This is a genomic window from Rhodospirillaceae bacterium (assembly GCA_018662005.1).
Classification (GTDB): domain Bacteria; phylum Pseudomonadota; class Alphaproteobacteria; order Rhodospirillales; family JABHCV01; genus JACNJU01.
In genome coordinates, this window is record JABJHA010000022.1 from 57,422 (window position 1) to 70,866 (window position 13,445).

Here is a 13,445-nt window from a genome sequence, read left to right on the forward strand (position 1 = left end):
CCTACCCCATGACGACGATGACGACGATACCAAAAGCAAGCAGGCAGGAAGCCACAAAGCGTCGGATCATGCTTCCTTCCCGAAACATCAGGCCACCTAAAATGACGCTGATGGGGATAGAGGCCTGGCGGATTGACGTCACCGCCGCCACATCGCCGCCCATGCCGTAGGCCGTTAAGATCAAAATATAGGAAAGGTAGCAAATACAGCCGATACCGATAAACTGGACAGGGTTTCTTGCCCACTGAAACAGTTCGCTATAACCGGTTCCCGGCGTGTTGAATAATCGAAACAGGATCAGGTAGCAAGGCAGGCTAAAAACCTCGATCCAGAAAAACAACACCGGCGCTTCAACACTTTGCATGGCCCGTGAATCGACAATTGAATAAATACCGGTTCCAATCATCGCCAAAACCGCAAACATCAAGGTTCTGGGATCATCCAGCAAATGTGAACCACGCCGGTATTGCAGAGCGAATGCGCCAATGAGCACACACGCGATCCCGGCCAGCAAGGTCCAGGAATAACTTTGGTCAAGAAACAAGACGCCGATGGTGACAATAACCAACGGCGAGGAACGGACAATCGGGTAATAACTGGATAGGTCGCCACGGCGAAGGGTGATGGTCAACGACGAACCATATAAAAGTTGCCCCATCACCGATATAGCGATCAACGGCCACACCTTGGCGGCACTTGTCAGGTCATACCCCTGCACCATGGCATGAAGGAACGACAAGGTCATCAACATGAAAACCAGGCCAATGTAGGCACCGTCGGCCCGTTGTTGGCGTTTGATCAGCGCATTCCATAACGGATGCAGGGCAGCCGAAACAAGCACCATCATCGTAATCGTCAGATCCACTAATCAAAATCCAGAAGTGAAAACTCTTCAATGCCGCTAATGATGACGTCGGCAAAGGGTGCCAGTTCGTCGTGGGTGCCATTGCCGCTTAGCACACCGACCACGAAACCCGCATCGGCGGCGCGGCCCATTTCAAGATCGCAGTGATTGTCACCAACCACCATAACCGACCCCGGCTCCAGATCATGGGCGTCACAAAACGCCAGGATCATACCCGGCGCAGGCTTGCCGCCATGGCCACTGTCGTAACCGGCGACAAACGAGAAAAAGGGATCGATGTTGGCGGTTTTCAGGAATTCCTTTGCGCTGCCTTCACCGTCATTGGTGCCAAGACCCAGGACGATGTCTTTTTCTGAAAGCTCAAAAATCAATTCATACAAACCCGGAAATGGTGCGGAGGAGATGGCGGTTTGTTCAGCAAAAATCCCGTCAAGCAACGACGTCAACTGGGCAGCTGAATGATCAGCGCCAAGCGCAATCCATGCTTCGGCAATCTGGTCGGTTGTCGCCGACGCCAGCAAGGAGCCATGGGCAAAATCATCTGTTTGCTCATCCAGGCCGGTCGACACCATCATGTGCCGGGCCTTGGCTTCGTCACCACCGGCGGCGAACAGTGCGCCGGCCTGATAGGCAGGAAGCCAGGTCGGGGTGAAATCAAGCAACGTTCCGTCCTTGTCGAACAGAATACCACGCACCGGCTGGCGGGCTTTAACGTTGTGATGATTCATAATTGTCAGCCTTGAAGAACGGGGCCTTTGATTTAGCCAATGCAGGATGCTCCAGAATCATATCGGCGGCTTTTTCGGCGATCATGATGGTTGGCGCATTGAGATTACCGGTGGTGATTGTCGGCATAATTGATGAGTCAACCACACGCAAGCCTTCAACGCCGTGAACTTTTGTTTGCGGATCAACGACAGCGTCTGTGCCAACACCCATACGGCATGTGCCGCAAGGATGGTAGGCGCTCTGCACCGTCTCGCGAACAAAGGCGTCGATTTGATCATCACTTTGAACATCGTCCCCCGGGGCAAGTTCCTTGCCTCTGTAGGGATCGAAGGACTTTTGCGTAAAAATCTCTCTGGTCAGACGCACACTTTGCCGCATTTCCTGCCAATCTTCTTCTTGGGACATGTAATTGAAAAGAATCTTCGGATCATCGTACACCTCAGACGACGTCAACCACACACGGCCACGACTTTTCGATCGCATCGGCCCAACGTGGGCCTGGAAGCCGTGCCCCTCGGCGACCGAATTACCATCATATGACATGGCGGCTGGCAGGAAGTGATATTGAATATCAGGCCAGGCAATCCCCTCCCTGCTGCGAATAAAAGCACCGGATTCAAAATGGTTTGTGGCGCCCAGGCCGCCACGGGTCAAAATCCAGCGAATGCCGATCATCGCCTTGGCCATGGGATTGAGTGAACTATAAAGACTGATCGGCTGTGTGCATTCTTGTTGCACGTATAGTTCCAGATGATCTTGCAAGTTTTTGCCGACACCGGGAAGATGGTGAACAACGTCAATGCCGATATCCGACAGTTCCTTTTGATCCCCAACGCCTGAAAGCATCAACAGTTGCGGCGAGGCAATTGGCCCACCCGACAAGATCACGTCACGGCGCACATTGACCCGGTATACGTTGCTGCCTTGCTTGTACTCAACACCGACTGCGCGGCCGTCTTCAAACAGGATACGTGACACGATGGTGCCAGCGCTGACATGAAGGTTATGCCTGGAAATCGCCGGTTTCAGATATGCGTTGGAGGTACTGCTGCGCACCCCTTTACGTACCGTCATATCCATCGGGCCGAAGCCTTCTTGCTGGAAACCATTAGGATCTTCGGTGCGGCTGTAACCTGCCTCCACCCCGGCGTCCACGAACGCCTGATAGAGTGGGTTTTTCAGGTGACCCGTCGTCGTGTGAAGCGGCCCTGAATTTCCCCGGTAAGCATTTTCACCACGATTGCTGGTTTCAGATTTTTGAAAGTAAGGCAACACATCGGCATAGGACCATCCGTCAGCGCCATCTGCTGCCCAACCGTCATAATCCAGGGCATTGCCCCTGACATAGACCATGCCATTTATTGAGGATGATCCTCCCAAAACCTTGCCGCGCGGACAATGCAATCGTCGTCCGCCCAGATGAGGCTCCGGCTCGCTATGGAATCCCCAGTTATATTTTTCCGTATTCATGGGGATCGAAAGGGCCGTCGGCATCTGGATGAAGATGGAACGGTCGCCACCGCCGGCTTCCAGCAAAAGCACTCTGTTTTCAGGTTCTTTACTTAACCGATTAGCAAGGACGCAACCGGCGGAACCGGCACCAACGATGACGAAATCAAATGTTTCTGAAGTCTTTTTCCATTCCGTCATCTTGTCATCCTAAATAACCGTCAATCTTCTAGATGCTTTTCAACCGTATTGACGGTCCAATCAAGTTATATCGTCAGGGCTATCAAAATCCCTCAGAACACCTTCATCTGTGCAGCTGACTTCGTACACCTGATCTTTAAATGTTGTCATCAAATCCCTGGCGCCCCTGTCCCCGGATAATTGCAGAATATCGGAAAAACAAGAGCGCGGCCAGAGTACCGGATTGCCCCTGCGCCCCTGACAAACCGGCACGCAAATCATGCGGCCCCGAGCGTCCACAAAGGCATCAATCAGGGCGTTAAGGGTATCAGCATGGAGCATCGGCATATCGGCAAGTAAAATGGCCGCACCGGCTGTCTGTTCATCAAGTGCTGTGATGCCCGCTACGAGAGATGTCGATAATCCATCTTCAAAATACCGATTGTGAACGATTTTGACATCGATCCCCTCAAGGGCATTTGAAATGGCGTCGTTATCATAACCTGTTACAACAATTGTTCGCCCTGCCCTGCTCGCAACTGCTGTCTGGGCAACGTGGCAAATCACTGGTTGACCACGCCACTCCATAAGCAGTTTATTAACCGCCCCCATCCTGCGTGAGGTGCCACCCGCCAGAATAATGGCGGTGACAGGGCTACTCATGTTTACCGTTACCGACGGCGATGATTTCAGCCAGGATCGAAACGGCAATTTCTCCGGGTGACTTTCCACCAATATCCAGCCCGACAGGACCGTGCAGACGTTCAAAATCTACCTCGGCAAACCCTTGCGAGCGCAATCTTTGCAGTCTTGCCGCGTGGGTTTTCCTGCTGCCAAGGCAGCCAATGTAGTAAGCGTCTGACTTCAATGCCGCCACCAACACCGGATCATCAAGCAAGGGATCGTGAGCCAGGGCGACGACGGCTGCCCAGTTATCAAGGGCGATGTGATCAACAGCCATTGCCGGGCGGTCGGTGATGATGGTGACGCCGGGCAGACGTTCCGGTGTCGCGAATTTAGGCCGTGGATCAATAACCGAAACATGAAAGCCGATAGCTGCGGCCATGGGGGCCAGGGTCTGTGCTATATGAACGGCCCCGACGATGACAAGGTTTCGGGGTCGTGCGTAAACTTTCACAAACTTGCTGCCAATCGAACCACTGGTTCCGTGCTTAAGAAGAAGACGGGCATCTGAAAGTTTTTGATCGTCAAGATCACCCTCAAGGTTATCGTGATCAAGCAGTGCCGTCTTCCCGCTTTGTGTATCGACAACGCGGGCAATGGGTTGGCTGTCTCGTAGTTTTTCCAGCATTGCCCGCTCCGGGCAGCGCTCGACAAAAACTTTTATGTCGCCACCGCAAGCAAGTCGCACTTCACGCGCCATCTCATCGCTGACACCGTACTCAAGATTAAGCACACCGCCATCGGCAATGATGTCAATGGCTTCGGAAACAACGAAACTTTCGATACAACCGCCTGAAACAGAACCGGCAAAATCGCCTTTGTCATTGATGATTAACTGCGCGCCAACCGGGCGCGGTGATGATCCCCAGGTACTGACGACTGTTGCCATGGCAAGGGTATGCCCCTGCTCTAACCAGTCGAGGGCTTGCTGAAGAATTTCGGAATTCATCAAGGTGTCTTACCTTCCAATAGCGAAACCGTCTTTGCGGGGGTCCGAAGCGCCGATCAGGACACCGCGCTTGCGGTCAATCCAGACCACCTGCCCACCACCGAAGGGGCTTGGCGGGCGGATCACCTGATGCCCCCTGGCGGTCATTTCGACAACCATGGCTTCATCGTATCCGGCCTCAAGACCCAACGGCCCACCGTATGCGAAACTGCGGGGCTGATCGAGTGCTTCCTGAAGATCCATGCCCCTGTCCAAAACCCGGCTAATAAAATTGGCATGGCCGGTCGCCTGGTATTGCCCCCCCATAACGCCAAAGGGGGCGACCACTTTATCGTCTTTCATAACCATGCCGGGGATGATCGTGTGAAGGGGCCTTTTTCCGGGCATCAGTTCGTTGAAGTGCCCTTCTTCAAGACTGAAACCGGTCCCCCGGCTGTGCAGCAATGCGCCACTTCCTTTAGCAAACAGGGTGGAACCAAAGAAATTGAATAATGAGTTGATAAAAGAGATCGCATTGCCGTCCTTATCAACAACGCAAAGATAGATCGTGTCCTTGTGTTCAACTTCCTTATACGGCGTATGGGGTTGGGATTGGTTCATGTCAATGTCGACGGCAATCTGGCGGGCCGTACCTTGCGATAAAAGCATATCGATGGGGACAGCTGCCTTGGCCGGGTCGGCCAGATAAAAATCCCTGTGTCCGTAAGCTAATTTGGTCGCCTCCGCCAACAGATGAACGTGATCGGCTTCCGAGTAGTCTCCATTAAATTGCTCAAGGATGTTGAGGATCATAAGAGCGATGATGCCTTGCCCATTGGGGGGGCATTCAAAAATTTCGTGGGATTTGTAGGTTGTGCTGATGGGATCGACATAGTCGCTGGTTTGGTTTGCGAAATCATCAAGGGTGTGGGTTCCGCCAAGGTTGTTTAGCAAACCGACAATTTCCTCGGCCACTTCGCCTTCATAAAAAGCGCTGCGGCCTTCCTTGGCGATACGTCCCAAAGTTTTGCCAAGGGCCGGATTGGCAAAACGATCACCAGCCTTGAAAGGTTCGCCATCATTCAGGAAGACACCACGGGCCGAGGCGCTGTCCGACAACTTCTCATGGCAGCTTTGCCAGTCATAAGCAACACGGGGCGTGATGATGCTACCATTTTCGGCCAAAGTGATCGCCGGGGCCAGCAATTGTTCAAGCGGTAACGTTCCGTAATCCCCGTGCAAACGACACCAGGCGTCAACGGCTCCCGGAACGGTCATGGCGTGGGCATTCGTATCAGCAATTTCACTGACGCCCTGATCGCGTAGAGATGCCGCACTGGCGCCTTGCGCAGAACGCCCCGAACCATTTAGGGCCACCACACCACCGCCCGCAGGGGCATAAAGTACGAAACAGTCACCACCAATACCGGTCATGTGGGGTTCGGCCACGCACAGGACGGTGTTGGCGGCCAGTGCCGCATCGACGGCGTTGCCACCGGCTTCCAGAATTGAATAGGCCGCCGCCGAAGCCGCCGGGTGGGAGGTAGCCGCCATGTGGGTGTCACCGTAGACGGCGGAACGACCTGGGTTTTGAAAGGCTGTCATTTATCAAGGTATCCCGGATTGCTGATCAGAACGTTCTGTCGCGCCTGATCACATAATAGCTGATAGACGGAATCGTAGCGTGTTGAATTTAAGCCAACGTTTCCGGCGCGAATATCCCGGGCCAAGCCGCGGGTTTCCTCAATATCTTCATCTTCCGTTCGTTCATTTTGCCGGGCGACGATGGCCAAGGCGTTGGCGATCATCAATGTGGTGTATTTATCATTTGCCCCATCGCCCTGCTGAGCGCGCCGGGCCAATTCAAGAAGTTTACCGCTGTCCTTCATGTCCCATTCCCCGTCATGCGCATGATTTCCAATTCAAGTTCCGGTAAAACATGGGCGGTCAGCGCCGCCTCCAGGTTTTCCTCACCGTCTATGAAAAATCGATTGCCTTGTTGAACGGCGATAATAGCCCAGCGCACATGGGCCATGACTTCCCAATATGTAACCGCGCTCTCGTCGATGGTTCTGCCACTTGCCGCTTCATAGGCGCTGTAGAAATCCGACCTGTCGCCAATACCCCCTGCTTCGTTGGTTGTCGCACCAAAGCGCCAGCACTTGGCGCAAAACCAGCCAATATCGGCCATTGGATCGCCCCAGGCAGCGAATTCCCAATCAAGAATTCCACTTAAATCTCCATCATGGACCATATAGTTACCGGTACGAAAATCCCGGTGATTGAGAACAATTTCCGTGTTTGCAGGGGCGTTGCGCTGCAGCCAACTCAATCCCCATTCAAGAACAGGGTATGGAGCCGAGAATTCATCCAGCCAACCGCGATATTGGACAATATCACGAAGGGCCGGGGCGTCATCCGGAACCTTTAGGAAGGACAGCTCATCACTGGGCGGGGTGATCATGTGAATCGTTGCCAGTTGCTGCCCCAACTGTTTAAGAAGATCAGCACCAAGGGATTGATCCCTGACCAGTTTATGACCCGCCGCGAAGCCTCCAACCCGACGCATCATAAAAAAATTTCGTCCCAGCACATCCATATCATCGCATACCCACAAGGGTTCGGGAACGCAGACCCCGGCTTCAAAAGCTGTTTTCAATAGAGCATATTCTTGCGACCTGTTCAGGCTGGCCGAGACAATGGAAGGTGCATCGGTCCTGAGCACCAGTTTCTGCATCCCTGCGAGAGACCCAGAGGAAAACGTCACGGACAAAGCCCAGTTTTCCTGAATAGCGCCGCCGGAAAGTTTTTCAATATCAAATAAACTAACGCTGTTCGCACCAGAAACTTGTGCCAGCCAAGGTTCCAGCCTTGATTGAATTTCATCAGGACGCACGAAATTCAGACTCCCCAGGACCAGAAGTCGATGCCTTCTGCCTTGTGTTGACGCGATAACACCATCTTGTGAATTTCCGAAGCGCCGTCCACAAGCCGCGCCTGTCTGGCGTAACGATACATCCACTCAAGCAGGGTATCCTTGGAATAGCCATGGGCACCACAAAGCTGGATCGCGGTATCGATGGCTTTGTGCAGGGTATCGGCGACTTGCACCTTGGCCATTGAGATTTCCTTTTTGGCGAAGTCGCCCTGATCAATCATCCAGGCCGCGTGCATGGTCAACATGCGACCGATCTGGATATCCATGGCGGCTTCACCCATCATCCACTGAACACCTTCATGCTCGTCCAGCTTGATGCCGAAACTTTCACGCTTGGCGGTGTACTCAGCGGCGATTTCCAGGGCTCGTTTGGCCTGTCCCAACCAACGCATACAGTGGGTCAGGCGCGCCGGGCCAAGCCGGATTTGCGTGACTTTCAGGCCATCCCCAACTTCCAGCAGGCGCTGATCATCGGGAATTTCAAGGCCGTCATAAATGACTTCGCAATGCCCGCCGTGTTCCTGAGGCCCCATGATCGGAATGCGCCGTTCGATATGCCAGCCCGGATCATCGGCGTGATGGATGAAAGCCGTCAGGCCCTTGCGCGGATCGTCAGAGGTTTTGGCGATGACGATCAGGTGCTTTGCCCCTTCGGCGCCGGTAATGAAATGCTTACGCCCGCGGATTACCCATTTATCGCCCTTCTTTTCGGCGGTCGTCAGCATCATTGAAGGATCAGAACCACCCCCTGGGTGAGGTTCGGTCATGGCGAAGGCCGAACGGGCTTCTCCGTCGACAAGCGGCTGTAGCCATTTTTGTTTCATGTCCTCGTTAGGCAACACCTTTTCCAGCACCATCATGGTGCCATCATCCGGGGCCATGGAATTAAAGGCCAGTGGGCCGAATGGCGAGCGCGACATTTCCTCATAACAAGCGGCCATGCCAACGAGGCCCAATTCCTGACCACCCCGGGCTTTTGGCATTTGCAAACACCACAGTCCTTGTGCGCGGGCCTTTTCCCGAAGCACCCTGACCGGCCCCTCAAGCAGCATTTCGTGCTCATCGAAATTTTCAGAATCACCCTCAAGCGGTATCACGTGGGTTGCAACAAAGTCGCGAATGCGAATACGGAAGTCCTCAATCTCGGGTGACAGGCTGAAATCCATGATCTGTGTTTCCTTTAAAGAGAACTGACGAGGTGGCCGCCATCTACAGCAATGACCGCCCCGTTGATAAATTTAGAACCATCACTGGCCAGCAGCAGCAAAGCCCCGTCCAGATCATCAGGTTCGCCGAATCGACCCTGGGGAATGCGCTTCAGCAAGCGAAGCCCGCCCTCGCTTTGCAAAAAATCCCTGTTGATGTCCGTCTTGATGTATCCCGGGGCCAGGGCATTAACCCGGATTCCCTTGCCGGCGAGTTCAAGGGCCATGGCCTTGGTCATTTGAACAAGACCGGCTTTGGAAACCGCGTAAGGCATGACCCCGCTCCCGACCCGTTCACCCAAAATGGACGCAATATTGATAATGCTACCCGAAGCATCACGCTCCCTCATTTGGCTTGCAACGGCCGCGGCGACCATCCAGGCACCACGCAGGTTCGTTTCCATGACATCATCCCAGTCCGCACCCTGCCAATCCAGAACCCGTTTGGATGAAGCTATACCGGCGTTATTAACCAGAATATCAATGGCGCCACTGGCCTGGGTAGCGGCGGCTATACTGGCCTCGTCTTTGACATCCAGCGACACAGCCAGGGCTTCGTCGCCACTGGAAGTGATGATGTCCACTGTTTGGGCCAGTTTGTCCATATTGCGCGCCGCTGCGACAACCCGTGCACCGGACGCGGCAAGAAGAATAGAAAAATGTCGCCCAAGGCCACCCGAAGCGCCGGTTACCAATGCGGTGCGGCCGCTTAAATCGGCCGAGAGTTTTCCTGTCATTGGTCTGTATCCTGTAAAACGATTTTGCCGATGGAGCGGCGTGATTTCATAGTATTCATGGCTTCACTGGCAGCGTCCAGATTGAAAGTCATAACAGCAAGCGGATTGAGACGTCCCTGCTCTATCCAGTCGAGAATTTCCTTAAATGACCGGGTCACACTGTCCGGGGCAAATTTACGGTGCGCACCCCAATAAAAGCCAATGGCCGTAACGTTCTTGACCATCAGGATATTAGCGGGGATTTGCGGCACGTTACCACCGGCAAAGCCAACCACCAGAATTCGTGCGCCGGGTGCTGCCGAACGCAGGGAAGCATCAAAGGAAGAGCCCCCGACAGGATCGAAATAAACATCGCCACCACCGGGCAACAACGCCTTGATCTGATCCTTTACATCACCATCCTTGTAATCAATAACATGATCGGCGCCTTGCTTAAGTACAGCGGTTATTTTATCAGCCCCCGATGACACGGCAATGACGTTCGCGCCAATTGCCTTACCCACATCGATAGCGGCCAGGCCGACACCCCCGGAAGCGCCATGGACGATCAGTGACTCCCCTTCCCCAAGCCGAGCCTTGTCGACAAGCGCCATGTGGGCGGTGCCGTATGCGATGGGAATGGCAGCGGCTGCGGTGAAGGACATGGTATCAGGAATAGCCATTACATCCTTTGTATGGGCGACAGCATATTCAGCAAAGCCACCCCAGTTCAGCACCGCCATGACCCGCTCGCCGGTTTCCATGATTTCACCTGCGACCTCAAGGCCGGGACTGAAAGGAAACGGTGGTTTTTCCTGATAGGTGCCGCCAACCATCAGGATATCTGCGAAATTAAGGGCTGCGGCGCGAACCCGGATTTTCACCTGATCCGGCCCGGGTTCGGGATTAACGGCCTCGCCAACGCTTAAACTGTCGGGTTCTCCCCATTGATGACAAAGGACGGCGCGCATTTTCAAATTTCCATTTATTCTCAAGAGTGTTAATGCTCAATCATAAAGCAAAATGGGAGAACGAAAAGTGGTGGATCAAGAGAATATTTTTGAGAAAGGCCTCGAGCAGCGCCCGGCCAATTTTCGTCCCCTGTCGCCGATCAGTTTTCTTGACTGGTCAGCCCACGTTTACCCCGATAAAACCGCCGTCATTCATGGACCACACCGCTATACCTGGTCCCAGTTCAATGAACGCTGCAAACGTCTTGCCAGCACCCTGAACAAGCGTGGCGTCGGTCTTGGTGATTGCGTATCCGTGATGTCCCCCAACGCCCCGGCCATGCTTGAAGCCCATTACGGGGTGCCCATGAGCGGGGCTGTCCTCAACGCCCTTAATTTCCGTCTCGATGGGCCAACTATCGCTTTTATTCTTGAGCACGGTGAAGCGAAGGTTCTGCTGACGGACCGGGAATTCTCTCCCGTTATCAAGGAAGCCCTGTCGCTCTTAAAAAAACCGGTCACGGTTATCGATATTGACGACCCGCTTGCCGAAGGTGGCGAGCTTATTGGTGAAATGGATTACGAGACTTTCCTTAAGGAAGGCGACCCGGAATTTGAATGGCAACCGCCTGACGATGAATGGCAGGCCATTGCCCTGAATTACACATCAGGAACAACAGGCAATCCCAAGGGTGTCGTCTATCATCATCGCGGGGCTTTCCTTAACGCCATGGGCAATGCTTTGGTGATCGGCTTAAACCATCGATCCGTCTATTTGTGGACCCTGCCCATGTTCCACTGTAACGGCTGGTCCTATACCTGGGCGGTGACGTCCGTTGGCGGCACCCATGTTTGCCTGCGCCAGACTGATCCTGCCAAAATCTTCCCGGCTATTAAAGATCATAACGTTACCCACATGTGCGGTGCCCCCATTGTCCTTAACATGATGGCCCATGCCCCGGACGAACAAAAAGTCGCCTTTCAACAAAACGTCGTGGTCGCCACTGGCGGGGCGGCGCCACCAAGCGCGGTCATCGCGACAATGGAAAAGATGGGGTTCACGGTGTCCCATCAATATGGCCTGACCGAATCTTATGGCCCATCGACTCTGTGTGCCTGGCAAGATGAATGGGCCGATATGGATATGGAACAAAGGGCGGCAAAAATGTCCCGTCAGGGCGTGCGTTTTCCAACCCTGTTTGCCCAAAGCGTGCTCAACCCCGATACCATGGAGCCGGTTCCAGGTGACGGGGAAACCATTGGCGAGTTGATGCTTTGCTCCAACACGGTGATGAAGGGCTATCTTAAAAACCCGACCGCAACGCAAGCCGCCTTTGCCGGTGGCTGGTTTCATACCGGCGATCTGGGCGTCATGCACAGCGATGGCTATGTGGAAATCAAGGACCGCTCCAAGGACATCATTATTTCAGGTGGAGAAAACATCTCGTCCCTTGAAATCGAGGACTGCCTGTATAAACACGAGCACATCATGGAGGCCGCCGTTGTCGCCATGAGTGATGAGAAATGGGGAGAAACCCCCTGCGCCTTCGTCACCCCGACACCGGGCAGTGAAGACACTTTAAGCGAAAGCGATGTCATCGACTGGTGCCACAACAACATGGCCCATTTCAAAACACCAACCAGGGTGGTGTTTGGGCCACTGCCAAAAACATCGACAGGTAAAATCCAGAAATACGTGCTGCGCGATCAGGCTAATGGCGTCATCAAGTGAATGCCTTCGCTGATTAATGAAACGGAGATTGTCTCTCCGGCCTTAAGATTGCGCTGCTTTGCTTCCAGCACAGGAACCGACATGAACAAGGGATGGCTTGAAGCTTCCTTGATCGTGACGGACACGGTCACCATGTCACCAAGCCTGACAATTCCCGACACCACACCCGAAACAACATTTTCATCGTCAAACACCACGCCCACATGCGAGGTAGGGATCACCCAGTCAACGACCTTGCCGACCTGGAAGTCGGGCTGGTAGCTGGCCGACAGGGTAAAATCACCCCATGAAATGGTGGTTATTCCCATATCCGCCTCATGGCCGATGACCGTTCCCTGAAAAATATTTTTTTGATCGACAAGCCGTGCAACTTCCTTATTTGCAGGCTTGGCCAGCACATCAAACGGCGGGCCGCTTTGCAAGGTCCGACCATGACGAAGAATACACAAGCGATCAGCCAACATGGTTGCTTCATCCAGGTCATGGGTAACCAGAACCATCGGCATACCAAATTGCTGACGCAACTCCACCAGTTCCCTGTAAAGCCTTTGCCGGGTCGCCTGATCGACCGCTGAGAAAGGTTCATCAAGCAGCAATACCTTTGGATCGCGGGCCAGGGCGCGGGCAACGGCGACCCGTTGTTGTTGACCACCGGACAAGGCGGCAGGCTTGCGCTCACCAAGTCCTGACAGGTGAACAAGGGTCAGCAGTTCTTTGGCCCGGCCCGAACGTTCAGAAGAAGCCACATGGCCAAGTCCCTCGATAATGTTCTCACGGGCGTTCAAATGGGGAAACAGGGCGTAGTTTTGAAAGACCATGCCGACGTGGCGTTGGCGGGTCGAGACATCAACGCCCTTGTCCGTATCAAGCCAGATATCACCATTGCAATGAATAACACCCTGACGCGGCTTGTTGAGCCCGGCGATGGTACGCAGAATTGTTGATTTGCCACTGCCGGACGGGCCAACAAGGGCCAAAAGCTCTCCTGGCTGGCAACTGATTTGGGCATCCAGCGGAATATTGCCATCATCTATCAGGTTGACGTTCAGTCCTGCGCTATCAGTCATGG

The 13,445-nt window shown here is 53.8% G+C and carries 13 protein-coding genes; 1 reads left to right on the plus strand and 12 read right to left on the minus strand.

The window, feature by feature from the left end; all coding sequences use genetic code 11:
* Position 1 precedes the first annotated feature (1 nt).
* Genes HOL66_10755 through HOL66_10805 form a run of 11 tightly spaced genes read right to left on the minus strand, consistent with a single transcriptional unit; the run spans position 2 to position 10,665 of the window.
* Positions 2-865: a hypothetical protein gene (locus HOL66_10755; GenBank protein MBT5244718.1), complete on the minus strand. Its 864-nt coding sequence runs from the start codon at positions 863-865 to the stop codon at positions 2-4.
* The gene (locus HOL66_10760) at positions 865-1,593 is read right to left on the minus strand and encodes an HAD family hydrolase (GenBank protein MBT5244719.1); all 729 of its coding nucleotides are present in this window, start codon (positions 1,591-1,593) and stop codon (positions 865-867) included. The genes HOL66_10755 and HOL66_10760 overlap by 1 nt, the downstream gene beginning before the upstream one ends.
* Positions 1,574-3,244 carry a choline dehydrogenase gene (betA, locus tag HOL66_10765; protein MBT5244720.1) on the minus strand — a complete coding sequence of 557 codons (1,671 nt, stop codon included), beginning with the start codon at positions 3,242-3,244 and terminating at the stop codon, positions 1,574-1,576. Before betA ends, HOL66_10760 begins: the two co-directional genes overlap by 20 nt.
* A gap of 60 nt (positions 3,245-3,304) precedes the next feature.
* Positions 3,305-3,886, minus strand: coding sequence for a nucleotidyltransferase family protein (locus HOL66_10770; protein MBT5244721.1), 582 nt, complete (start codon positions 3,884-3,886; stop codon positions 3,305-3,307).
* On the minus strand, positions 3,879-4,856 hold the full coding sequence (locus tag HOL66_10775; protein ID MBT5244722.1) for an XdhC family protein: 978 nt from the start codon (positions 4,854-4,856) through the stop codon (positions 3,879-3,881). Before HOL66_10775 ends, HOL66_10770 begins: the two co-directional genes overlap by 8 nt.
* Before the next feature lie 9 nt (positions 4,857-4,865).
* Positions 4,866-6,440, minus strand: a complete 1,575-nt coding sequence (gene ggt, locus HOL66_10780; protein ID MBT5244723.1) for a gamma-glutamyltransferase — start codon at positions 6,438-6,440, stop codon at positions 4,866-4,868.
* Positions 6,437-6,724 carry a hypothetical protein gene (locus HOL66_10785; protein MBT5244724.1) on the minus strand — a complete coding sequence of 96 codons (288 nt, stop codon included), beginning with the start codon at positions 6,722-6,724 and terminating at the stop codon, positions 6,437-6,439. Before HOL66_10785 ends, ggt begins: the two co-directional genes overlap by 4 nt.
* Positions 6,721-7,731 carry a phosphotransferase family protein gene (locus tag HOL66_10790; protein ID MBT5244725.1) on the minus strand — a complete coding sequence of 337 codons (1,011 nt, stop codon included), beginning with the start codon at positions 7,729-7,731 and terminating at the stop codon, positions 6,721-6,723. Before HOL66_10790 ends, HOL66_10785 begins: the two co-directional genes overlap by 4 nt.
* A gap of 5 nt (positions 7,732-7,736) precedes the next feature.
* Entirely contained in the window at positions 7,737-8,939 is a 1,203-nt protein-coding gene (locus HOL66_10795) for an acyl-CoA dehydrogenase (GenBank protein MBT5244726.1), read from the minus strand.
* A 14-nt stretch (positions 8,940-8,953) separates the two neighbouring features.
* Complete coding sequence (locus HOL66_10800; GenBank protein MBT5244727.1) at positions 8,954-9,715, minus strand: SDR family oxidoreductase; 762 nt, start codon at positions 9,713-9,715, stop codon at positions 8,954-8,956.
* A complete protein-coding gene (locus tag HOL66_10805) occupies positions 9,712-10,665 on the minus strand; it encodes an NADPH:quinone oxidoreductase family protein (protein MBT5244728.1) in 954 nt (317 codons plus the stop codon). Before HOL66_10805 ends, HOL66_10800 begins: the two co-directional genes overlap by 4 nt.
* A gap of 52 nt (positions 10,666-10,717) precedes the next feature.
* Between HOL66_10805 and HOL66_10810 the strand changes: the two genes are divergently transcribed.
* Complete coding sequence (locus HOL66_10810) at positions 10,718-12,376, plus strand: acyl-CoA synthetase (GenBank protein MBT5244729.1); 1,659 nt, start codon at positions 10,718-10,720, stop codon at positions 12,374-12,376.
* Here the strand turns inward: HOL66_10810 and HOL66_10815 are convergent.
* The gene (locus tag HOL66_10815) at positions 12,352-13,443 is read right to left on the minus strand and encodes an ABC transporter ATP-binding protein (protein ID MBT5244730.1); all 1,092 of its coding nucleotides are present in this window, start codon (positions 13,441-13,443) and stop codon (positions 12,352-12,354) included. The two genes, HOL66_10810 and HOL66_10815, sit on opposite strands and share 25 nt — an antisense overlap.
* Positions 13,444-13,445 lie beyond the last annotated feature (2 nt).